The sequence below is a fragment of the uncultured Pontibacter sp. genome (assembly GCF_947499215.1).
In the GTDB taxonomy this organism is placed as follows: domain Bacteria; phylum Bacteroidota; class Bacteroidia; order Cytophagales; family Hymenobacteraceae; genus Pontibacter.
This window is the reverse complement of record NZ_CANMNI010000003.1, coordinates 571417-594927: the sequence shown is the minus strand read 5'-3', so window position 1 is coordinate 594927 and position 23511 is coordinate 571417. Positions and strand designations below refer to the sequence as shown.

The following is a 23511-nucleotide window of genomic DNA, read 5'->3' as shown; positions in this document are numbered from 1 at the left end:
CAAAATAAAAGGTAATTAAGTTTAGATTAACGGTTAGGCGCCTTGGCACCGGCCGCCATCAGAATATTCTGCACACTTTCGCGCTTCGTGTAATCCATAGCAGTTTTGCCGGCAAAGTCGCGCAGGCTTGGGTCGGCGCCGGCACTAATCAGCATCACGATTACCTCGTTGCCACCGTCCAATTGGCAGGCCAGCATCAGCGGCGTCAAGCCCTCTAAATTCTGGATGTTCGGGTTGGCTCCGCCTTTCAGCAGTCGGCTCATCTCCATCATGTGCGTACCGTTAGCAAAGCGCACGGCATAGTAGAGCGGCGTATTACCTTTGTTATCAACGATATTGGGATCGGCTTTATACTTGAAAAGCGTATCCAACAACTGGGCCTGCTCTATCTCGAAGCCTTCGGTATTGATACGGGCTCCCGACATGGCATAGTGCAAGGCAGTCTTTCCATCCTGATCGGTCGCGTTTACATCAGCGCCGGCGCGCAGCAGTAGACTGGCCACCTCCAGACGAACATTCGGCTGGTAGATCACACCATAGTCCTCGAGCAGCAGCGGAATAAAAATGCCGTGCATGAGTGGAGTGCGCAGTCTGAAATCGAAATCATAGCCGTTCGGAATAGCCAGCGTATTTACCTTTGCCCCATTACCTAAGGTGCGTTTCACGATATCGGGATTCCGTTCAATCGCGGCCAGCACTAATTTCTGGTCATTGCTCTGGTTTAGGTACTTCAACTGCTCGAAGGCATTCGAACTGCCCTGCGAAATGGCCTCGTGATAGAGTTCGCGGGCTTTTTCAGGCTCAGGCTCGCCTATGTTGCCTTCTTCATAAAGCAGACCCAGGGTATAGAGGGCCTCCCGCTCACCGGCGGCGGCTCCTTTCTCGAGCCAGTACTTGGCCTGTGCCACATTCTCTTTCACCCCCTCGCCCGACAGGTATAAGTTAGCCAGCGAGGTATAAGCCACTACGTCATTCAGCTCAGCGGCCCGCTTAATGTAGGTATAGGCATACTCCTTATCCTGCATGACACCATAGCCGGTATAGTACATGCTACCCAGTATGCGGTTACTGAAGGCATCGCCGGCCACCGCCATATCCCGGATGTCGACGGCCGCACTGCGCATCAGGCGTGTAAAGCGCTGCTTATCCTCATCGTTGCGAATTGTCATTAATTCGGCCAGCCCTAAATTGCCCAACAGACTGTTTCCCTCCAAAGCCTTTTCGAAAAGAATACGGGCCGTGTCAGGATCTGCTATATAGAATTTCTCGGGGTTACGCACATAGGCTACCGAATCGGTGGTGATGATCTCATCTATTGGCGTATCGTCTTCCCGAAGCTCTCCGTGCTGATGCATGCGACCCAAAAAGTAATAGGCAGCGGCCTCATCACGTGCGGCAGCCTGCCTGAATTTATTGTAGGCCGCATTGTACTGCAGACCGATGTATAAATCCATCGCCTCCTGCATTTCCGGGGTACGCCATACCTGCTTGGCTGAACGCGGTACCTTTACCTGTTTCACAGAGTCGGGGATAGCTTTCAGCATTTGGGTTGTGTCGGACTGTGCCATAGCCAGATGTCCGGCTGGGAGCAGTGTGAGTAGCAAGAGTAGCTTTTTCATGCGAGGTATTAGGGTCATGGTAAAATCAGGTATAAGACACACTATCAAAAGGGTGTGGCAACCGTCTCAATTTTACAAAGATACAGATTATGCGGCGTTTCTCTAAAATCGCCACATGAAGACTCGCAAATCAAGGGCCAAAAACACTATACTCAGAAAGAAACCAAGTATAAGCGCGCTTGGTTCTCTAAATGTGCCGCTGGCATTCCTAAAACGGATTTGAATTTGTAAATTGCATGGATTATTAAAGACGCACGCGGAAGAGACGAAATGGATTATATTAGTTTACTGAACGAGTCGCAACGCAAGGCCGTGCTCCACACCGAGGGGCCTGCCATGATCATAGCGGGTGCCGGCTCAGGCAAAACAAGAGTACTTACTTACCGGATCGCCCACCTGATTAGTCTGGGAATCGATCCGTTTAATATACTGGCCCTGACCTTTACCAACAAGGCGGCCAAAGAAATGCGCCATCGTATCGAGAAAGTGATCGGCAACGAGGCCAAGAATATCTGGATGGGTACTTTTCACTCGGTGTTCTCGCGTATCCTGCGTGCGGAGGCCGATAAGATAGGCTATCCGAAGAGTTTCACCATTTACGATACCGACGACTCCAAGACACTCATTCGCAACATTGTGAAGGAGATGAATCTGGATGACAAGCTCTACAAACCGAACGTGGTGCTGGGTCGTATCTCCTCGGCCAAGAACAAACTGATCTCGGTAAAGCAGTACTTAAACGATGCCGTGATACAGGCCGACGATGAGGCCGCTATGCGTCCGAAGATCGGTAAGATCTACGAACAGTATGCGAACCGCTGCTTTAAGGCAGGCGCCATGGACTTTGACGACCTGCTGTTCCAGACCAACGTGCTGTTCCGCGACCATCCAGACGCGTTGAACAAGTACCAGCACATCTTTAAATTCGTGATGGTGGATGAGTACCAGGATACGAACTACTCGCAGTACCTGATCACGCGCAAGTTGGCTGCCCAGAACCGAAACATTGTGGTGGTGGGCGACGATGCGCAGTCCATTTACGCTTTCCGTGGAGCCGATATTCAGAACATTCTCAACTTTGAGCGTGACTACCCTGAGCTGGAAGTGTTTAAGCTGGAGCAGAACTACCGCTCTACCAAGAACATCGTGAATGCGGCCAACTCGGTTATAAAGAACAACTCGGCCCAACTCAAGAAGGACGTCTATACCGACAACGAGCAGGGACCGCTGATCGAGGTGATCAAAGCCAACTCGGACAACGAGGAAGGCAAGCTGGTGGCCACTACCATCTTTGAGGATAAGATGAGTAATCATCTCTCCTACGATGACTTCGCCATTCTGTACCGCACCAACGCGCAGTCCAGAGCCATGGAAGAGGCCCTTCGCCGCATGAACATCCGGTATAAGATCGTGGGCGGCCTATCGTTCTACCAGCGCAAGGAAATCAAGGACCTGATCGCCTACCTGCGTCTGGTGGTGAACCCGAACGATGAGCAGGCTTTGCGTCGTGTCATCAACTATCCGAAACGAGGTATAGGCGAAACCACGGAGCAGAAACTTTTTGTGACGGCCGATGAGACTAACCATTCGGTGTGGGAAGTGATACAGAACGCCGGACAGTTTTTGGGTAATCGTGTGGGCACCGCTATCGAGAACTTCTCGATCATGATCAAGGACTTTGCCCGTATCGCCGATAACACCGATGCCTTCGAAGTAGCCAAGCACGTAGCCAAGCACTCTGGTATTGTAGACGACCTCTACCAAGACAAAACCGTGGAGGGCCTCGCCCGTTATGAGAACATACAGGAACTGCTCAACGGTATAAAAGAGTATGTGGACGATCCCGAGAAGGAGGACAAGAGCCTTTCGGCTTTTCTGCAGGATATCGCCCTGATCACCGATGCCGACACTAAGGCGGATATGGACGGCGAGTTTGTCACGCTCATGACCATCCACTCAGCCAAGGGTCTGGAGTTCAAGAACGTGTTCATCGTAGGTATGGAGGAGAACCTCTTCCCGAGCCAGATGATGCTCAACTCCCGCGCTGATCTGGAAGAAGAAAGACGCCTCTTTTATGTGGCCATCACCCGTGCCGAGAAGCGCCTATACCTGACTTATGCTACCAGCCGCTACCAGTGGGGCAACTTGCGGTCCTGCGAAAAGAGCCGCTTCCTCGATGAGATCGATCCGAAATACCTCAATTTTAAGTACGGTGATTCGGGTGCTGCAGGAGGAGGCAACGTATTCGACCGCGTGCTGCAACGCAAGAGCAGCATCAGCAGTCTGGTGCAGCCACCGCCGCGCAAACAGGCAGCCACGGCCTATACTGCCCCTGCCGATTTTAAACCGAGCGACACATCCAACTTGGCCGCCGGCATGAAGGTGGAGCACCCTAAATTCGGATTTGGCGTAGTAGCCAAAATGGACACGCAGGGCAACAGCACCAAGGCGATCATCAACTTTGATGAGGTGGGTGAGAAAACCTTATTGCTGAGCTTTGCCAAGCTACGCATACATGAGTAATTAGAAATTATGAATTAAAAATTAGAAATTGGGGGTTGGATGAATAAAATACCCTAAGGTCAAGATGATATTTACAGACATCTTAATCGCATCAATCTACATTCTCGTAAATTCTAATTTCTGCTTAACCCTAATTTCTAATTAGCTCATATTTTTAATTTTGAATTCATTTAACAGATATAATGGAAGCAAGTACCACATTTAAGCAGGAGCTGCTGCTGCGCGAATACGGCAGAAACGTACAGGACCTCGTGAATCACATCCTGTCGTTGGAAGACCGTTCGGAGCGCACACGTCTGTCGCACCTGCTCGTCAACCTGATGGCCAAGCTGAACCCGCAATTGCGCGACACGCAGGACTATCAGCAAAAACTATGGAACCACCTGTATGTGATGTCCGGCTCGAAACTCGACGTAGATGCCCCTTACCCGCTAAGCGCGATGGAGTACCTGAACGACAAGCCGCAGCCTATGCAGTACCCGCTCCACACGCCAAGGTATAAGCACTATGGCCAGAACGTGGAGCTTCTTATTCAGCGTGCCACTGAACTGGAGGATGACAAGGAGCGCGAAGCGGCCACCATCTCCATCGGCAAACTGATGAAGACACTTTACCGGTCCTACAACAAAGACAGCATCACGGATGATGTGATCCTGAACGATATCCAGCAGATATCAAAAGGCAAACTAAACATGGACCTCGCTTATGTCGAGAGCAACAACCTGTTTGAGTCGGTGAGCGCCAAGTCGCATGATAGCGGCGGCAACCGACCACAGCAACAGCAGCAGAACCGCGGCGACAATCGCGGTCGCAAAAATCCTAGAACGACTTCCAACCAAAGAAACAAATAGTAATAAATGGCTTCATTTGAAGTAAAAGGCGGTACCAAACTGCGCGGCGAAATCATTCCACAAGGCGCCAAAAACGAGGCACTGCAGATTCTGTGTGCTGTGTTGTTAACGCCTGAACCTGTTACAATCTCCAACATCCCGGACATCCGCGATGTCAATCTGCTAATCGAGTTGCTGATAAGTCTGGGCGTAAAGACACAGCGCGTAGCTACCGATACCTATACCTTCCAAGCGGACGATGTGAATCTCGACTTTCTGGATACACAGGAATTTGTACAGTTAGGCCGTGCCATACGAGGTTCTGTCATGATCGTAGGCCCGATGCTGGCCCGCTTTGGCAAGGCCAAAATGCCAAAACCGGGCGGTGACAAGATCGGCCGCCGCAGACTGGATACCCATTTCATCGGATTCGAGAAGCTGGGCGCCAAATTCGAATATAGCTCTGAGGATAGCTTCTATACCGTAACCTCGGACAGCCTCAAAGGCAACTACATGCTGTTGGATGAGGCTTCGGTAACAGGAACGGCCAATATCCTGATGGCCGCTGTACTGTCAGAGGGCACCACTACCATTTACAATGCCGCTTGCGAACCGTATGTGCAGCAGCTTTGCCGCATGCTTAACCGCATGGGTGCCAATATTAGCGGCATCGGCTCTAACCTGCTGGTGATTGAGGGAGTGAAAAAACTGGGTGGCACCGAGCACCGCATGCTGCCGGATATGATCGAAATCGGTTCCTTTATCGGTCTCGCCGCCATGACAGGCTCCGAAATTACCATCAAAGACTGCCAGATACCGGAGTTAGGGCTTATACCTGACACTTTCCAGCGACTGGGCATCAAAATGGAGTTCCGCGGCGACGACATCTTTATACCTGAGCAGGACCGCTATGAAGTGGACACCTACATCGACGGCAGTATCTTGAATATTTCCGATCACACATGGCCGGGCCTGACACCTGACCTGCTGAGTGTGGCGCTGGTGGTGGCAACGCAGGCTAAAGGCACGGTGCTCGTACACCAGAAAATGTTCGAGAGCCGCCTGTTCTTCGTGGACAAACTCATCGACATGGGAGCACAGATCATCCTCTGCGACCCGCACCGCGCCACCATTATCGGACAGAACAAGCAGATTCCGCTACGTGGCATCCGCATGACCTCCCCGGACATTCGTGCCGGTGTGGCGCTGTTGATAGCAGCCCTTTCTGCCGAAGGCACCAGCATCATCGACAACGTGGAGCAAATTGACCGCGGCTACCAGAACATTGACGGCCGCCTGAACGCACTTGGTGCGCAGATCCGACGACTCTAGGGTTATACATTTCATATAAACAGCAAGAGCACCCCGCGGGGTGCTCTTGCTGTTTATATGCGCGTGAGTTTCTGCTATTGCTGTACTTCATCTTTGGCCTCTCCTCTCCTGCTGCCACGGTATAGCTCATACTTCAGCAAGCGGCAATCGATGGCGCCATTGTAAAGCGGAGTACGGCGTGAGGCACGTAAACCGATGTTTTTGGCGGCATCCAAATTGCCTGTGAACACAAAGGCATCAAAACCTTGGTAATTGCCCTTGAGCGTGTCGCCAATCTGCTTGTATAGCAGGTTGATGTCGTCTGACAGGATGCGCTCGTTGTATGGCGGATTCATCACTAGCACACCTTCCTCGGCCGGTGCCGTTGTCTCGAAAAAGTCAGCCAACGCTATTTTGATCACGTGGTCCAGTCCGGCATTCTCAATGTTCTTGCGAGCGGCCAGCACGTAGTCCGGATCAATGTCATAGCCGATGATCTGGGCCAGCGGTTCGCGTTTTTCTTTGGCCTCTGCGGTTTTCCAGACCATTTCAAACAACTCCCCATTGAAGTCCTTCCAGCTCTCGAAGGCAAAAGGGTCCCGACGAAAAATGCCGGGCGCAATGTTCTGGGCCATCAGGGCAGCCTCTATCAGAAAGGTGCCGGAACCGGCCATGGGGTCCACGAAAGTCGATCTTTTATCCCAACCTGTCAGGGAGATGATACCGGCGGCCAGCACTTCGTTGAGAGGGGCCACGTTGGTCTGCAGGCGGTAACCGCGGCGGTGCAGCGAGTCGCCGGAGGAATCAAGCGAAAGCGTGACCATGTTCTCATGCATGTGCAGGTTCAGGCGCACATCCGGACGGATGCGGTCCACGGAGGGGCGCTCGCCGGTTGCTTTACGGAACTGGTCTACGATGGCGTCTTTGGTAAGCTGGGCCACAAAGAGCGAGTGCTCAAACGTGGAGTGACTTACCACGGCATCGATGGCGAAGGTCTGATCCAGATCAAACACCTCAGCCCAATTGGTTTTCTGCACCTGCTCATAGAGGTCCTGCTCGTTACGGGCCTTAAAGTTACGAATCGGCTTTAGGATGCGAATGGCGGTTCGGCACCACAGATTGGCCTCGTATAGTTGTCGCTGCGTACCTGAGAAGCTCACCGCACGATTGCCCACTTTAATGTATTCCATTTCCAGTGCGCGCAACTCCTCAGCCAGCACCTCCTCCAAACCACTGAGTGTGGTCGCTATCATGTTAAAATTACCGCTCGGTTTCTGTTTAGCCATCGTCTATACCTGAATAAGCAGCAAAGATAAGTAAATGAGTCGAGAGTCTCGAGTGTTGAGTTCTGAGTAGTTCTGTACAGGAAGTTTACTTAGAACTAAAGGGATTACTTTCTAACTTTTTAAATTAAAGCCTTATTTTTGCCCTAAATACCCGCTTATGAAATTCGAGAACGACTTTTCCCTTAAACCCTACAACACGTTTGGCATTGATGTGAAGGCGAAGCATTTCGCACGTTTCGACAGTGTGCAGGAGTTGCAGGAGCTGCTGCAGCGCCCTGCTATAAAGGAAGAGCCGAAACTCATACTAGGTGGGGGCAGCAATGTGCTGTTCACCAAAGATTTCGAAGGCATTGTGCTGCTTAACGGCATCAAAGGCATGCAAGTGCTGCACGAAGACAGTAACTATACCTACGTACGGGCTGGCGGCGGGGAGATATGGCACGACTTGGTGCTTTTCTGTCTCGAGCATAACCTTGGCGGTATCGAGAATATGTCGCTTATACCGGGCACGGTGGGTGCCGCGCCGCTACAGAACATCGGCGCCTACGGTGCGGAACTCAAGGATGTGTTTCAAGAATTGGAAGCTGTACATCTCGAGACAGGCGAAGTCCATACCTTCGACAACATGGCCTGCCAGTTCGGCTATCGCGAGAGCGTGTTCAAGCACCGACTGAAGGGGCAGTATGTGGTAACATCCGTAACACTGCGTCTGCGCAAGGCACATGAACTTAACACCTCCTACGGTGCCATACACACCACCTTGCAGGAAATGCAGGTACAGCAGCCTACCATACACGATGTGAGTGCCGCCGTTTGCCACATTCGACGCAGCAAGCTCCCTGACCCCGCCCAGATTGGCAATGCGGGCAGCTTTTTTAAAAATCCCGAGATACCCGTGCTCCTGTTTGATGTACTGAAAGAGAAGCATCCGGACATGCCGGCCTATCCGGTTTCGGAGGCCAGTGTGAAGGTGCCGGCCGGTTGGCTCATAGAGCAGTGCGGCTGGAAAGGCAAAGTGATCGATAACTACGGTGTGCACAAAAACCAAGCGCTAGTGCTAGTGAACTACGGTGGTGCGAAGGGCGAAAAACTGGTAGAGTTGGCTTACGATATCATCCATTCTGTGCAGGAAAAATTCGGGATTACACTGCAGCCGGAAGTAAATATTCTGTAAGTGTTTTTATTTAGAGAAAGCAACTAAAAATTAGTTAAATCGCCCCAACTAATTTATAGGAACTGCGATATATAGGGTATGAATAACTTAGCATACCACTCTTTATGAATACATTTAGACTACCCTTATTTTTACTGCTTATAGCTCTCCCCTTTGTATTGTTTTCGTGTAAAAAAGACAAAGATGTAGAACCCCTAACAAATACTGACCTACTGGTAGCCCACGAGTGGCGGGGCCAGCAAGTGCTGGTCGGTGGTATGGATGTGTCGGAACGACCTGAAATCAAGGATATGCTGCTCGATATCAAAAGTACGCGCCTTACCCTACGTCGCGACGGTACTTATACCGCTGTATACGAGCAGGCTGGATCTATGCAGACCACAACCGGTGAATGGTCCCTCAAAGAAAATGAAACGATCATCAACTTTGACCTACTGGGCGATCTGAAGATTGATGAGCTCACCACAACAAACATGAACTTGATTGCCAGCGTAGAACGGGACGGAGTGGTGTTCAATGCGGAGGTGAGGTTTGTGAAAAATAACTAAATTAACTAGCTTAGATTCAGCTGATGTATGCGAAAACCAAATCCATCTGTTTAACGCATAACAAGCAATAGCTAGTTACTTAACCTAAAGCTACCTTATGAAATTCCAAAAACTGCTCACCTTTCTGTTTGCCCTACTTCTTATCACAAGTTTGAGTTCTTGTAAGAAGGATGACGACAAAGGCCCTTCTAAAAGAGATATGCTGACGGCCGGGGAATGGAGAGGCGCCTCTGTGTGGTGGAATGGTACGGATATTACGAACGAACTGCGCGAGGCAGAAGAGTTTCCATTTGATGTTTCGCAACTCTATATCAAATTCGACAAGGTTGGCACCTACCTAGACACCTACAGCGGTGTGACGGACAACGGAACGTGGGAATTTACCCAAAACGAGGAGTCTCTTTTGCTTGACAGAGCCACTTCCTTCGAATCAACTGTTCGTATCACAAATTTGACAGACACGGAGTTTTCCTATATCGAATCCTATGACACATCCGGTGATAGTGATTTTGAGTTCAGATTCACAAGGTAGTATTCAAGATCACTAAACAGAAAAGGCTCCTTCACGGGAGCCTTTTCTGTTTAGTGGAAATTTTACTTTTTACAGCGGTTTCCTTGAGTTTTGTATGCATTGAAGTGCTCAAAAGCTGCCTTCACTAAAAAGTCAGAAAATGATAAAGGGCCTAGTATTCTTGGTTAGGTTAAAGTAAAACTTAAAAACTGAGTAGAAGTATACTTCATATATATTACACTTGACTTTTCCCCCTTTGATTGTACAGCTGTGTTTTATTTTAGCCCCTGCTGTCTCTCGATTCTTGTAGATAGCAGAAATTTGTAAGCCCATTCCAAAAACCGTTTAACTATGAAATTACAAAAATTACTCGCCTTATTTCTTGTCATGGTACTTGCCTTCTCCACGGTGAGTTGCGACGACGATGATGACGATGCAGAGCCAACGAGAACAGCCTTGCTCACTGGGGGCCAATGGACAGGCACAGCGCTCTTTTTAGGCACTCAGGATATCTCTGACTGGCTGATAGATGAAGATGATCCGGACAACTCTTTTGATGTAAAAAAATGGAAGGTAACTTTTAACTCTAACGGCACTTACAGCTCAACTTATGATGGCAGTGCAGCAGAATCCGGCAGGTGGGAGTTCACAAATAATGAGCAATCCATCCTCTTCGACAAGGGCACGGCAGATGAAGAAACAGCAAGAATTAACCAGTTGACAAGCAGTGAGCTTTACATTGTTCAAGCTTGGGAAACGGAGGATAACCAGACTGTCGATATCGAAGCACGTTTTGCCCGCTAACAAAAAAGGCTCCTTTGCAGGAGCCTTTTTTATTTCAGTACAGCTAAAGTGGCGCCGTCGCCTCCCCTCTCCTCGGCCTCGCTGCTGAGGCTGGCTACTTCACGCACCGAGTACAGGTAGTCGCGCACCACCTGCCGCAGCACGCCGTTGCCACGACCGTGCACGATCTTGATCTCCGGTATACCGAGCATGATGGCCTCATCCGTGAAGTTCATCACTTTATTCAGAGCCTCTTCGGCATATTCTCCCCGTATGTCCAAAGTGGAGGTAAAGTCTGCCATGCGCTGCGTGATGTTCATGCTACGAGTATAGCCTTGGGCTGCCTCTGTAGCGGCCTTTTTCTGCTTGGCGGTCTGCGCCTCGGCCCGCTCCAGATTGTCTACTTTTACAATCGTCTTCAGTCCGCCAAAGAGCACCTCAGCCGTTTTGCCTTTGATGCTCACAATCTGGCCAACGGAGTCCTGCCCGATTAGCGACACGTTATCACCCGCTTTCAGTGGTCCGCCATTGCTGGCTACTCGTTTGTGAGCCGGACGAGGCTCTTCCTTGCGCACCTTTTCGGTGGCAAACTCCTCGAGTTCGCGGCGGGCCTGTTTGGTCTGCTCTTTCTCAGCCTGACTCTGCTTGATCTGCTGAATGGTCGCTTCGATCTTCTGATTCGCATCCTTCAGCAAAAGCTTGGCTTTGCCTTTGGCCTCGCGCATCACGTCCTGCTTACTCTCCTCCAAGAAGTTTTTCAATTCACTGTACTCCTTCACGTTGCGTTTCAGCTTCAGCTCCAAAGCCGTCGCCTCTTTCAGCTTCCTCTCCAGTTCCTGCTTCTCGGTTTCTAGTTCCTCTAACAGGCGGTCGTAGCGGATCTTGTCCTTGCCTACCAGACTGCTGGCCTTGTCAACGATGTGCTTCGGCAGACCGATTTTGCGGGCGATCTCGATGGCAAAGGACGAACCCGGCTTGCCGATCTCGAGTTGGTAGAGCGGCTGCAGGTTTTTGTGATCGTAGCGCATGGCCCCGTTCACAATACCCGGCGAGCGCTCGGCAAAGTTCTTCAAGTTAGTATAGTGCGTCGTGATCACGCCAAACACCTTGCTGTCGTTCAGGTTCTGCAGCACGGCCTCGGCAATAGCGCCACCCAGCACCGGCTCCGTTCCGGTACCGAACTCATCTATCATCACCAGACTTTTGTGGTCGGCCACCGTCACGAATTTCTTCATGTTGGTGAGGTGCGAGCTATAGGTACTCAGGTCGTTCTCAATGGACTGTTCATCCCCGATGTCGATAAAAATGTCGTGGAAGATACCCGCTTCCGAACCACCTTCCACAGGTATCAGCATACCGGTCTGCAGCATGTACTGCACCAGCCCTACCGTTTTCAAACTCACCGACTTACCACCGGCATTAGGTCCTGAGATCAGCAGAATACGCTGCTCGCGCGTCAGCTCAAGGTCCATCGGCACAGTTGGCTTGCCCATCTGTTTATGTGATAGGTAGAGCAGCGGGTGTATCGCCTGTTTCCAAGCGATGTGCGGATAACGGTGCAGCTTCGGCATACTGGCCTCGATACGCCGCGCGAAGGCCGCCTTGGCCCGGATGAAGTCCAGCAGGCCGAGGTACTGGTAAGCTTTGCGCAGCTCCGGTATAAAGTTGCGCAGTGTATTGGTCAATCCCACCAAAATGCGGATCAGCTCCCGGTGGTAGGCATTCTCTAAGTCTTTGATGTCGTTGTTGAGCTCAAAGATCGACTCCGGCTCAATGTATACCGTCTGACCTGTGTTCGACTCATCGTGAATCAGGCCTTTGATGCGGCGCTTGTGCTCAGCTATGACAGGTATAACCAGTCGGCCACCGCGTATGGTCGGCTCGGCATCGCCGGGCGTCCAACCTTCATTCTTGGCATGGCGGATGATGGAGCTGATCGTTTTGCGCAGTTGTCCCTGCTGTGCGATAAGGTCGCGCTTGTAACGCTGCAGCTCAGGAGAGGCATCGTCGTGCACGGCGCCGGCATCGTCCACCACCTTGTCCATGGCCGCGATGAGCGAGCGCTCCACGATTACGTTGGCTCCCAAGGCTTTCAAGGCTTCATACTTGCCTTCTTCGGCGCTGGAGATAAAACGCAGCGAGTCGCGAATGGTGCGCAACGACATCTTGATTTCGAAGAAAGCCTGCACCTCCAAGAAAGTGCCGGGTATAGCCGCCCGATCGAGGTAGGCGGTTACGTCGAAGTAGTGTTGCAGTGGAATCTCAGCGTCTGACTCAAGCAGCTGCTTGAACTCGTTTGTTTGTTCTAAAAGACGCTGCACGAGGTCGTGCCGGTTCAGGAAAGTCATGCGGTTCACGAACTGGCGGCCCAACGGACTCAGACAAAGTTCTGAGAGCATTTCACGTACCTGCGCAAACCCGATTTTTATTTCAAAATTCTCTGGATAGATCAATTGTTATCTCTTAATTTAAGGCAAATTTAGCATTTTATAACAAGTAAAACCGGTGGTTTAGTTCTGAGTTCTAAGTCTTGCGTTCTGAGTTTTTTCACAAGTTTTACTTTTACTCGAGACTCAGAACTTGTAACTCAGAACCTCTAACTCCAAAACTCCCAAATTCCTTAACTCTAAACTCAAATCATGGTTCTCGATAAACTCACCAACGCCAACCGCTATACCTGCATGCACCCGCTGTTTGCACAAGCTTTTCGGTTTTTGCAGCAGGCTGATCTTATGACAATCCCCATTGGTCAACAGGCCATTGTAGGCAAAGACCTATTCGCGATAATCTCTGAAGGCTCAGGTATACCTGAGTCAGATGCGAAACTGGAGGTGCACCGCAAGTACATCGACATACAGTATGTGATAGAAGGCACCGACCATATGGGCTGGCGGGATCTGGCGCAGTGCAGCACCCCTAACGACCCATACACGGACGAACGCGATGCGGCCTTCTTCACTGACCGCCCTGCTTTTTGGTTCGATGTGCCGGCCGGTTCTTTCACCATCTTCTACCCCGACGATGCACATGCCGCCATGATTACGGAAAAGAATGTGCGCAAAGTCGTGTTGAAGATTGCGGTAAACCCGGAAAGCAATTCAAACAGATGATAAGGCTGGCGCTTCTCTTGGTACTGCTCTGTTTTGCTTCCTTAGTCAAAGCACAATCGCAAGCCGACACCTTGAAAAATGAGGCGTACGGGACCTTCTTTTTCATGCCCATAGAATTCCCGATCATCGACAACAAAGGATTTGAAAATGCCTTAAACACCGCAGGACTCCCGGCAGCTAAACACCCGACCGCTTCCGTTGGAATTGGCTTTCAGTTTTATGCAAACCGCGGGATTGGTACTATTTCTTTTGTAAAGACAGCTGCAAAAAAAGATGAAAGCACCTACCTGACAGAAATGGAATACCGTTCGTTTTCCTTCAACTTTGGCTACGACTTGACCAAGAGTCACCGTTATTCACTTTATCCATACCTAGGTTTAAAAGGCAATGGGCTCAGTTACCTTTACCGCGAGAAACTGGCAGAGCCCCCCACCCTAGAAGATTATCTGCAGACAGATTTAAAGTACAAGGAAATCCATAACTCGAGGGCGCATCTGGACTTGGGGGTAGGCCTTTCAACGCAGTGGTTCTATCTCGTAAATGCAAGGGTGGGCTACCTGCTTCCGCTCGAGAAATCTCGCTGGACAATAAATGACGACATGCACTTACCCCATGCGCCGGGAGCACGGTATAAATTCTATTTTTCGCTTAACATCGGTTTAGGCGGTATTTACAGTAATCAGGAAGAGAGAAGACGGAATCCATACATTCATTAACGGGTAAGTGCCAGCAAGTCTCTCACCAGTCCCGACTCTAACCGGAGCATTGGAAACTGATCCAACACATCCAAAAAGCTGGTCAGCAAGTGTGGGTTATCGGCGATGTTGGAAAAGCAGGCGATTAATGCATCATGCTCAGGTATACGGATGACAAGGTTACTGAAGCCGCTGGTGTTGCCGGTGTGGTACATTTCCAGTCCGCCTGACCTGCGTTTGCTGAAGAACCAGCCCATGCCATAGAAACCGTTCGGATAGCCTGCCAGCGGCGTGTATACCTGATCAAGTGCAGGTGCCATACCTGCCATGCTGCTCAAGGCTTTATGCCATTGCAGATAATCGCGCACGGAGGTATAGATGCAGCCGTCGCCTTTGGTGGCCGTACAGGTGCCTTGGTCTGACAGTACTAATTCGCCCGCCATGTTTCTGGCATAACCCAAGGCCCGTGTAGGTATAGCCTTTCCCCTTTCATAGAGCATAGACTGCCTCATACCAAGCGGCTCAAAAAGATGCTGCTGCAGAAAATCAGCATAAGCCATACCTGAGACCCGCTCCACCACCAGCGCCAGCAGCACATAGCCAGTGTTGCTATACCTGTAGGCTGTGCCCGGCGCAAAGTAGGTTTGGGTTTGGGAGCCGGCAATCGCCAACACTTCTTCGTCCCCGATCTGCCAGTCAGGCCGCTCTTCCACAAATTTCTCATAGTCCAGCAGGCCGGAGGTATGGCAGAGCAACTGTCGCAAGGTAATCTGATTTCCTATACCTGCTGGAAACGCTGGAAAGAAGCGGTGCAAGGTATGTTCGTAAGACAACTTCCCCTGCTGCGCTAATAGCTGTATGGCTATGGCCGTAAACTGCTTGCTCACCGAAGCCAACCGGAAATTCGTATGCGGTGTTATCGGCTCTCCCGTCGCAAGATTCGCTACACCTATATCTTGCTCATACAAGACCTCCCCTGCAATCGACACCAGAACTGCTGCGCCCGGGCCATGGGAGGGATAATTGCTTTCTAGGTGCTCGTTTAAAGCTTCATGTAAGTGCTGTACCATGGGAATTTGGTTAAAGCTATACCTTAAAACTTCTCCTCCACCCCCAAGCCGAACAAGGCATAGTCGTACTTCACGGGGTCAGAGGGGTCGAATGCCCGCAGGTGGTCCGTCAGTTCCTCGGCTGTTTGCCAGTCCATACCTTTGCGGGTGATCAGGCCGAGGCGGCGGGCTACGCGCTCCACGTGCACATCGCAGGGACAGACCAAGTCGGCAGGTTGCATCGTGTGCCAGAGGCCGAAATCCACGCTGCCGTCAGCGGGCCGTACCATCCAGCGCAGGTACATATTCAGGCGCTTGCAGGCAGATTTACGGGCAGGCGTGGCAATGTGCTTACGAGTACGCTGCGGGGCATCCTCCAGACTGAAGACCAGCTCGTGAAAATGCTCCAATCGCGCCTTCTGGGTTATAATTTGGTTTTGTTCGCCCGTAAAGGCGGTTTCCAGACTCTCGTGTTGCTGGTAGTACCACTTAAACCAGTGCAGCAGGTATAGAAGATCCGTGTCGTTGAAGGTGCGGTGCTTGAAACCCAGAAAACGGGGCAGGTCCTGTTCTTGATGGTGCAGGATAAAATCATGCGGGGCATTATCCATCAGGTCCATGAGCTTCAGGCAATTGTTGATGATAGTCCTGCGCTGTCCCCAAGCCAGTATAGCGGCAAAGAATCCGCTGATCTCAATGTCCTGCTTTTTGGTGAAGCGATGCGGTATGGACACCGGGTCGTTGGGTATAAAACTGGGCTGGTTGTAGCGGGCTACCCGGTCGTCGAGCAGGGCTTTGATCTGAGCGATATCCTGTTTCATGTGCAATGGTACGAGAAATGGCGTCTCGCAAGTTAAGGAATATGCAGAGCACATAAAAAAAGCCCGGACACTGCTGCCCGGGCTTTCTCTTTATCGCTATACCTGTTTAAGGCATGTAAGACAATTCCACTCTGAACTTCTGATCAACGGCGCCCAGTTTCTGACAGGCCTTTTTAGACAGACGCACGATTACGTTTTCGTTGTTACCCGTGTTTGGCAGTTTCCCAATCACGCGCACATACACCACTTGGTCGTTCATGGCGTTTTTCACCTGCATAATGGTGCCCACCGGGGCGGATTTATGCAGCGCAAGGTATTTATTGGAATCAGCTTTCGGGTCGATCATCTCGGCCATACCGCTTTCCAAGATCTTCTTCGCGCCAGAAACGCTATCCACCGTTTCCTCGTCTTCCGCTATGCGCTCAGATTCTGCTGGAGCGGCAGGCGACACAGGGGTGAGCACGATATGCTTGTTAGCAGGGCTTGTCGTCGGGATTGGTGTATCGGCAGCGGAGGCCACAGCTGTTTCCGTTTCTTTAGGCTTAGCTATTTCATCATCCGACTCGCTTACGTAGATCGGTTTCTTGGACGGCACTGCCATTCCCTTGCCCACAACCAATCGCGCACCAACGCTGATAGTGTTGTCTGCCAAATTGTTCCAGCGCTTGATATCATCCACTTTCACGCCGTGCATGCGCGAAATAGAGAAGAGCGTTTGCTGTGGCTCCACGGTATGGAGCTTTTCACCGCGATCGTTCACAGTAAACGTACGGTTGCTGGCTTCAGCAGCTGTTGCGGCAACCTGTACCTTGGCAGCCGGTGCGGTGTTATAGCGACGCGGGATCAGCACAATCTGTCCGATGTTGATGGTCGTCTCCACAGCTGGATTAGAGTCCACAATCTGTGCAACAGAGACACTATACTTTCTGGAAAGCGCGTAAAGCGTTTCTTTAGGCTCAACGCGGTGCTGAACGTACGTTTTTCCGTTTTTCCGCTCTACCCCAACAGAGTCGCGCAGGGCAGCCGTTTCGAAGGCTGATGCTGAAAGAGGTAGCAGCGGCACTGCTAGAAGGGCGATGAATAGAATTCGAATCATAGCTAAAAGTAGTAACTATAAAATTAAAGAGAATATGCCTTTAAGGTTGCTTTGGTCTGCACGAAGTATAAACTGCGCATAAAGATAAAAAAAGTATCTGAACCTACGCCATCTGTTGCAACTGCAAGCGGCTCATTTAAGTGCAAAAAACCATTTAAATCAAAAACAGCCAAAAAATTATCTAATTTATTTTTTTCGGTAGTCAGGTAGTACGACACGACGAGGTAATTATCAGTCTCGGCATACTCAATGGCGCTTACCGGCTGACAGTCAAGTCGCTGTACCAGAAAATCTCGCACCTGCTCGAAGTAGGTCTCGCCTTCTTTGTAAAGAGTAGGATAAACGACTACCGCGTCACGCACGCTACTGTAAGCCTGCACCTGCTCAGCTGCATGTTCCTGACTAATGGCGCGCTGCAGCATCTGTCCCGTTTGGGTGTCCAACAAAAGCAAGCCTTGCTCCTGTGCAGCCGCCTCGTATGCCAGCAATCCATTTTGGGCCAGCCCGTAGAAAGCCAGCTCCGGCTGATGCCATATCGCCCCCTCACCGCCAGCGGCAAGTGCCCAGATGCCTTTATGCTGTCCCAGTTTGCGATCGCCGTAGCCATGCAGGTATACCTGCCCGGCATACGCCTCCTCCAGCCCCATCCACCAAGTGTTTTGCACAGGAACTGTTAGAAGTGATAAGGTATGGGTATGGCAATCCAAGGTATAGAAACTGGCTAGCAGCAAATCGCCGTCCCGCACCTCAAGAGCCAGCCGCCCCACTTCGGTATCAATGCGGATACGCCACAAGGGCGCCTGAAACTCGTATTTAAACTGTAGAGCGAGAATAAGCGGAAATTTTTTTGTACCTTAAATCTAATTGGCATTCAGCCAGCCCAAATGTATGAAATCTGACACAAAATTCCGGCATTGGCACACCCTGTTCTGCCTGTTTGTTTGCCTCCTGCTCAGCACAGGCGCTCATGCACAGGAAACGAAGAAGCAGAAGGTGTTCATCATGGAGATCACCTCCGAGATAGATCCTCGCACGAACCGCTATACCCAACTGGCACTGGATGAGGCGACCAGCCAAGGGGCTGACCACATTCTGCTAAAACTTAATACCTACGGCGGTGCCGTGAACGACGCGGATGCCATTCGCCTGCGCCTGCTCGAGTATCCGAAGCCGATCTATGTGTTCATCGATAAAAATGCTGCCTCTGCCGGTGCTCTCATCTCCATTGCCTGCGACAGCATTTACATGGCGCCGGGGGCCAACATCGGTGCGGCCACAGTAGTAGGCGCTGACGGACAGGCTGCCCCGGGCAAGTACCAGAGTTACATGCGTTCCATTATGCGCTCCACCGCCGAAGCCAATGGCCGTGACCCCCGCCTTGCCGAGGCCATGGTTGATGCCAGCGTGGACAGCACCCTCTCTGCCGGCCAAGTGCTGACATTCACCACCTCCGAGGCTATCGAAAACGGCTTTTGCGAAGGTCGCGCCAACAACATCGACGAAGTGCTACAAATCCTGAACCTGCAGGACGCCGAAATTATACGCTACGAGCTGAGTGGTACCAACAAAATCATCTCCTTTTTCCTGAATCCGGTTATCAGTGGTCTTCTTATTCTGATCATTATCGGGGGGCTTTGGTTTGAGCTACAGTCACCGGGCGTTGGCTTTCCGCTGATGGCTGCCATTGTCGCGGGTATACTCTACCTCACGCCTTTCTACCTCAACGGATTGGCAGAGAACTGGGAGATTCTACTTTTTGTCGCGGGCATCATCCTCATCGCCTTGGAAGTGTTTGTGGTCCCCGGTTTTGGCGTGACCGGCATCGGGGGCATTGTGCTTGTGTTCCTTTCGCTGTTACTCATTATGGTCAACAACCAAGCCTTCGACTTCACCTTCGTTTCGCCTGACAGACTGATGGAGAGCCTTATTTCTGTGCTGATGGGTATGGTGGGGGCTGTCGTCATTGTGGTGCTCACTTGGAAAAGGGTGATGGGCAGTCGCGCTTTACGGCACGTTGTGCTCAGCAACGAATTCCACAGCAAAGAAGGCTACCGTTCCGCCGACTCCGCCGAGCACCTGATCGGTAAAACAGGAATTGCCTATACCCGCATGGCGCCGAGCGGCCGCATCATGATCGACGACAACATTTACGACGCCCAAGCCCGTGACGGCTTCATCGAAAAAGGCGACACCGTGCAGGTGATCGACCAAAGCACGTTTTCGCTACGAGTTAGAAAGTTGGAAGGCGACGTTACACTGTAAAGTCGCTACTTGAGAATAGCCTCAAATTTTTTAATTCCCCTTGCAACCGTTGCGTGGTTTTGTGGGTCTTGTAGATAGTAAAGACCTATCCTGATCTTATGAAGCATATTATACGCTGTGCGCTGCTACTGGTCACTTTCCTATCAGTCAGCTTCTCTTGTGAGAAATGTAACGACCTCGAAGTGCTTGAATCAACTGCCACCCTTCGCTGGTCGGGCGACTATGCGGTAGACGGTTGCGGCTATAGTATTCAATTAGGTGAGAACACCCTAAAACCTGATAATGAAAAGGATATAGACGATTCCTTCAAGACAGATGGAAGTACTACCGTACGCCTGAAGTATGTGCATCTTGATCAGCGGGACTTTCAGTGCGGCATGGTTCCCGTGAGTAACACGTTAGACTTCATCCGTATCATATCCATCGAGAAATTATAAGTGCCTATCACCCTAACCTGCCTGTTGCACCTAAACCAAGCGCCATGAAACTATTCTACCAGCTCACCCTTCTATGCCTTTCTGTTTTATTTTTCACTTCATGTCAAGACAGTATGGAGCGAGATACAGAAACTGCTGAGGCGCTGCTTGTCTGGTCAGGTGAGTACATGGTTGACGGCTGTGGGTTTGAGGTCCTGATCAACGGCTCACGCTATAAACCGGAAAACGAAAACGATATTGATGAAGCCTTCAAAATAGAAGGTGAAACGCCGGTCATCATTGAGTTTGTACGCCTCGGTAAGCAGATCGACATCCCCTGCGGCCTTTCGCCCCAAAGTAGGCCCATGGATGGTATTCGGGTGCTTAACGTTAGAAAAAGGCCCTAGCTTTTTGGGCAAGAAGCTGTAATACTCCGCGGTCTTTTGTAATTTGCCACAGCTTGCCAGCGCATGGCAGGCTGCTAAACCCGTCTGCCCCATGGAAATACTTGGCATTATACCTGCCCGCTACGCCTCTACCCGCTTCCCCGGAAAACCGCTGGCAATCATCAACGGCAAAACCATGATACAGCGCGTACACGAACAGGCTTCCAAATCTTCTTTAACAGATGTACTCATAGCCACTGATGACCAACGCATTATGGACCATGTACTGTCCTTTGGCGGGAAGGCCATTATGACGGCGGAGCACCACCAGAGCGGCACCGACCGCTGCTTCGAAGCATACCAGTTGCACGATCAGCCCTTTGAGTATATCATCAACATTCAGGGGGATGAACCCTTTATCAGACCGGAGCAAATAGACTTAGTAGCCTCCTGTTTCCGTAACCCTCAGACCCAGTTGGCGACGCTAATTAAAAAGATATCTACGCCGGAAGAGCTGTTCAATGTGAACGCCCCCAAAGTGGTCATCAACAAGGCCGGTGAGGCGCTTTACTTCAGTCGTCAGCCAATACCCTATTGCCGTAACGTGCCCAACGATATCTGGCACAAGCAGCATACCTATTACAAACACATCGGCATCTACGGCTACCGCGCCGACATCCTAGAACAGATCACCCAGCTGCCCCCTTCAGGCCTAGAACTGGCTGAGTCGCTGGAGCAGCTGCGCTGGCTCGAAAACGGCTTCCGCATCGCCACTGCCACCACCGAGTTCGAAACAATTGGAATTGATACTCCGGAAGATTTGGAAAGAGTTGAGAAATCGGAGATCTAGCGACGTTATACCATAACGTCGTGGTGCTACGCAGATTTACCGTTTCATTTACAGGGACAGTTCGCGCCTGTCCGAATAGTGCACAGGTAACTTGCACACCCTGATCCAACCACCCCTAGCCCCTCCTTGTCTAAGGCGGGGTAACCTGCTGTTACTACGTCCTCATTATATGTTTCTAGCTACTACTTATCGAGATCTTACTAAAAAGCACCCTTGAGTGGAAAGTTGTTACTATAGGCAAAAGAGATAGAAGTGGTAGGAAAAATTCCCCGCCTTAGACAAGGAGGGGTTAGGGGTGGTTGGACCCGGCAATCCTATAAATCCTTGAGCAGATTCAGCCAATTATTAATCCCCGTCATTAACCATCAGTCATCAATCATTATGAAAAACTATACCTTAAACCGCTTTGTGAAACTGAATCTATACTTCTTTGGGATGTATGGGCTACTGACGGCGGCTTGGTATGGGATAAGCGGTCGGTTTAGTGAGGATGCAGAGACAGCTGTGCAGGAACTGTTTCTCAACGCCGCTATCTTCGCGCTGATGTTTACCTCGGCCCTGCTGCTCTGGTACCGGAGAACGGAGGTTAGGATTCCGGTAAAGGATATTTCACCAAAAGCCTTGGAGCTAAAGCTAGAAGCGGTAGGTTACGAGCGCATAAAAACAGATTCAAAACAGCCCACACAGGTATACAAGCCCCGACCACCTAAGGCACCTGCCCTAGCCGGTCGCGTTTTCGTTCAAAAGTCAGCCAACTTCTACCACATTCAGGGACCAGTTAGTAAGTTAAAGAGTTTAGGAGTTTAAGAAACTCAACGGAAAGAATTCTAATATAAACGAGACAACAGCAAAGCTTTATTCATTAAAATGAAGCTCTGCTGTTTTTAACTCATACTTCCTAAACTCTCAAACTCCTAAACTCCCTACCCTCCCGCTTTTTTGGCCTTATACCCGGCAGCTACTAGCACTTGCAGGACTTTATCGCGGAAGTCGCCTTGGATCAGGATTTCCCCTTCTTTGGCGGAGCCGCCTACGCCGCATTTGCTTTTGAGCATTTTGCCCAGTTCTTTCAAATCATCATCGGTACCCACGAAGCCCGCTACCAGTGTTACCTGCTTGCCGCCGCGTGATTTCTTATCAAGCATCACCTTCAGGTTCTGCTGTTGGGGCGGAAGCGTCTCGGCCTCGTTCTCCTGCTGATATTCGTAGTTGAAATCTGAATTAGTGGAGTACACCACCCCTTGTCTTCCTTTTTTATTTTTATCGCTCATCTTCTTGTGCTTTTTATACCTAAGGTGCCACCACGTACAGAGACTGCGGCACGATACGCACTTCGAAACGTGTCGCTTTGCCCAGATACTCACCATCGGCATGGTGCATCAACTCGTGGTCCGTTACTACTTCCACGGCCTCTGTTTTAAAATACTCGGCGCTATCCGCTCCGGCCGGTTTATTTGACATCATCGCATAGCTCAGTTGCAGCGCCTTCAGCATATCCAGTTTCCTAACCAGACACACGTCCAGCATACCGTCGCGTATGTCCGCCATAGGCGCGATATAGGCGTTGTTGCCATACTGAGCCGCATTGGCGAAGGCCATCACAAACAGGTCTGTATCGATCGTCTTGCCGTTTATAGTCGCTTTTACGGGCAGGTGGCGGTAGTTGATCACCTCTTTCAGGATCAGCTCCACGTAGGTTTTGAGGCCTCTGGTTTTGCTGCCCGCGAACACGGAACTGATGTAAGCGTCAAACCCGATGCCTGCCGTCGTAAAGAAAGGATGTCCGTTGATTTCGCCGCTGTCGATCTTGGAACGATGCCCCTCGTTCAGAAAACGAATGGATCCATCTACAGTCAGCGGCACTTGCAGGTGCCGGGCCAGCCCGTTGCCTGAACCACGCGGGATAATACCCATCGCCGCTTCGGTGTGCAGCAGACCACGTGCCACTTCGTTCACAGTGCCATCCCCTCCCACGGCCACAACCACTGCGCAACCCTCCTCTGCGGCCTGTTTGGCCAGCTCAGGCGCATGTCCGGCATAGGCAGTGTACACGATGTCATGGTCGAACTTGCTATGGTCTAGGTGCAGCTTTATGCGGGCGGCCACGTCTACCTTGCTCTTAGGGCCGGACTTTGGGTTGATAATGAAACGAATATGGGGGCGTTTGCTCATGTATATATTGTCTCTGGTAAGCGGTTTACAAAAATAACCCATTCCGGCGTAGAATGAAAAAAGCCCGGC

23 protein-coding genes are annotated in these 23511 nt (G+C 50.8%); 14 read left to right on the top strand and 9 right to left on the bottom strand.

Going from position 1 to position 23511, the window contains the following annotated elements; all coding sequences use genetic code 11:
- Window positions 1-26 precede the first annotated feature (26 nt).
- A complete protein-coding gene (locus tag Q1A04_RS16450; RefSeq protein WP_299708179.1) occupies window positions 27-1619 on the bottom strand; it encodes an ankyrin repeat domain-containing protein in 1593 nt (530 codons plus the stop codon).
- Between the two features lie 270 nt (window positions 1620-1889).
- On the opposite strand from Q1A04_RS16450, the gene Q1A04_RS16445 reads away from it, so the two are divergent.
- The 3 genes from Q1A04_RS16445 (at window position 1890) to murA (ending at window position 6304) form a co-directional block, all read left to right on the top strand.
- Entirely contained in the window at window positions 1890-4142 is a 2253-nt protein-coding gene (locus tag Q1A04_RS16445) for an ATP-dependent helicase (protein WP_299708177.1), read from the top strand.
- 182 nt (window positions 4143-4324) lie between these two features.
- Window positions 4325-4993 carry a DUF4290 domain-containing protein gene (locus Q1A04_RS16440; protein WP_299708175.1) on the top strand — a complete coding sequence of 223 codons (669 nt, stop codon included), beginning with the start codon at window positions 4325-4327 and terminating at the stop codon, window positions 4991-4993.
- Between the two features lie 6 nt (window positions 4994-4999).
- Entirely contained in the window at window positions 5000-6304 is a 1305-nt protein-coding gene (gene murA / locus Q1A04_RS16435) for a UDP-N-acetylglucosamine 1-carboxyvinyltransferase (protein ID WP_299708173.1), read from the top strand.
- 74 nt (window positions 6305-6378) lie between these two features.
- Here murA and Q1A04_RS16430 read toward each other — a convergent pair whose 3' ends face one another.
- Window positions 6379-7569 carry a THUMP domain-containing protein gene (locus Q1A04_RS16430; protein WP_299708171.1) on the bottom strand — a complete coding sequence of 397 codons (1191 nt, stop codon included), beginning with the start codon at window positions 7567-7569 and terminating at the stop codon, window positions 6379-6381.
- A gap of 157 nt (window positions 7570-7726) precedes the next feature.
- On the opposite strand from Q1A04_RS16430, the gene murB reads away from it, so the two are divergent.
- From murB to Q1A04_RS16410, 4 genes are all read left to right on the top strand, one after another.
- Window positions 7727-8743 carry a UDP-N-acetylmuramate dehydrogenase gene (gene murB, locus Q1A04_RS16425; protein WP_299708169.1) on the top strand — a complete coding sequence of 339 codons (1017 nt, stop codon included), beginning with the start codon at window positions 7727-7729 and terminating at the stop codon, window positions 8741-8743.
- A gap of 158 nt (window positions 8744-8901) precedes the next feature.
- Complete coding sequence (locus tag Q1A04_RS16420) at window positions 8902-9291, top strand: hypothetical protein (protein WP_299708167.1); 390 nt, start codon at window positions 8902-8904, stop codon at window positions 9289-9291.
- Between the two features lie 97 nt (window positions 9292-9388).
- Window positions 9389-9823 carry a hypothetical protein gene (locus Q1A04_RS16415; protein ID WP_299708165.1) on the top strand — a complete coding sequence of 145 codons (435 nt, stop codon included), beginning with the start codon at window positions 9389-9391 and terminating at the stop codon, window positions 9821-9823.
- A gap of 330 nt (window positions 9824-10153) precedes the next feature.
- Window positions 10154-10606, top strand: a complete 453-nt coding sequence (locus Q1A04_RS16410; RefSeq protein ID WP_299708163.1) for a hypothetical protein — start codon at window positions 10154-10156, stop codon at window positions 10604-10606.
- Between the two features lie 29 nt (window positions 10607-10635).
- Here Q1A04_RS16410 and Q1A04_RS16405 read toward each other — a convergent pair whose 3' ends face one another.
- Window positions 10636-13038, bottom strand: a complete 2403-nt coding sequence (locus Q1A04_RS16405) for a Smr/MutS family protein (RefSeq protein WP_299708161.1) — start codon at window positions 13036-13038, stop codon at window positions 10636-10638.
- Window positions 13039-13224: 186 nt separating this feature from the next.
- Here Q1A04_RS16405 and Q1A04_RS16400 point away from each other — a divergent pair, with 186 nt between their 5' ends.
- Complete coding sequence (locus Q1A04_RS16400; RefSeq protein ID WP_299708159.1) at window positions 13225-13695, top strand: YhcH/YjgK/YiaL family protein; 471 nt, start codon at window positions 13225-13227, stop codon at window positions 13693-13695.
- Window positions 13696-13799: 104 nt separating this feature from the next.
- Window positions 13800-14411 (top strand): hypothetical protein, encoded by a 612-nt coding sequence (locus Q1A04_RS16395; RefSeq protein ID WP_299708157.1) that lies wholly within the window; start codon window positions 13800-13802, stop codon window positions 14409-14411.
- Here Q1A04_RS16395 and Q1A04_RS16390 read toward each other — a convergent pair.
- The 4 genes from Q1A04_RS16390 to Q1A04_RS16375 all read right to left on the bottom strand — a co-directional run bounded on the left by Q1A04_RS16390 (window position 14408) and on the right by Q1A04_RS16375 (window position 18150).
- On the bottom strand, window positions 14408-15460 hold the full coding sequence (locus Q1A04_RS16390) for a serine hydrolase (RefSeq protein ID WP_299708155.1): 1053 nt from the start codon (window positions 15458-15460) through the stop codon (window positions 14408-14410). The genes Q1A04_RS16395 and Q1A04_RS16390 overlap by 4 nt on opposite strands.
- A gap of 23 nt (window positions 15461-15483) precedes the next feature.
- A complete protein-coding gene (locus tag Q1A04_RS16385) occupies window positions 15484-16260 on the bottom strand; it encodes a TIGR02757 family protein (protein ID WP_299708153.1) in 777 nt (258 codons plus the stop codon).
- Between the two features lie 106 nt (window positions 16261-16366).
- Window positions 16367-17356, bottom strand: a complete 990-nt coding sequence (locus Q1A04_RS16380) for a LysM peptidoglycan-binding domain-containing protein (protein WP_299708151.1) — start codon at window positions 17354-17356, stop codon at window positions 16367-16369.
- A 23-nt stretch (window positions 17357-17379) separates the two neighbouring features.
- Window positions 17380-18150: a DUF4905 domain-containing protein gene (locus Q1A04_RS16375; protein ID WP_299708149.1), complete on the bottom strand. Its 771-nt coding sequence runs from the start codon at window positions 18148-18150 to the stop codon at window positions 17380-17382.
- 94 nt (window positions 18151-18244) lie between these two features.
- On the opposite strand from Q1A04_RS16375, the gene Q1A04_RS16370 reads away from it, so the two are divergent.
- From Q1A04_RS16370 to Q1A04_RS16350, 5 genes are all read left to right on the top strand, one after another.
- Window positions 18245-19618, top strand: a complete 1374-nt coding sequence (locus tag Q1A04_RS16370; protein ID WP_299708147.1) for an NfeD family protein — start codon at window positions 18245-18247, stop codon at window positions 19616-19618.
- Between the two features lie 98 nt (window positions 19619-19716).
- A complete protein-coding gene (locus Q1A04_RS16365; RefSeq protein WP_299708145.1) occupies window positions 19717-20055 on the top strand; it encodes a hypothetical protein in 339 nt (112 codons plus the stop codon).
- A gap of 113 nt (window positions 20056-20168) precedes the next feature.
- Window positions 20169-20441 (top strand): hypothetical protein, encoded by a 273-nt coding sequence (locus Q1A04_RS16360; protein WP_299708143.1) that lies wholly within the window; start codon window positions 20169-20171, stop codon window positions 20439-20441.
- A 91-nt stretch (window positions 20442-20532) separates the two neighbouring features.
- Entirely contained in the window at window positions 20533-21270 is a 738-nt protein-coding gene (kdsB, locus tag Q1A04_RS16355) for a 3-deoxy-manno-octulosonate cytidylyltransferase (RefSeq protein ID WP_299708141.1), read from the top strand.
- Window positions 21271-21651: 381 nt separating this feature from the next.
- Entirely contained in the window at window positions 21652-22077 is a 426-nt protein-coding gene (locus Q1A04_RS16350) for a hypothetical protein (protein ID WP_299708139.1), read from the top strand.
- Window positions 22078-22193: 116 nt separating this feature from the next.
- Here the strand turns inward: Q1A04_RS16350 and Q1A04_RS16345 are convergent, their stop codons facing one another.
- Together Q1A04_RS16345 and Q1A04_RS16340 are read right to left on the bottom strand one after the other, a co-directional pair.
- A complete protein-coding gene (locus tag Q1A04_RS16345; RefSeq protein WP_299708137.1) occupies window positions 22194-22541 on the bottom strand; it encodes a translation initiation factor in 348 nt (115 codons plus the stop codon).
- A gap of 19 nt (window positions 22542-22560) precedes the next feature.
- Window positions 22561-23442, bottom strand: a complete 882-nt coding sequence (locus Q1A04_RS16340; protein WP_299708135.1) for a diacylglycerol kinase family protein — start codon at window positions 23440-23442, stop codon at window positions 22561-22563.
- Between the last annotated feature and the right edge of the window lie 69 nt (window positions 23443-23511).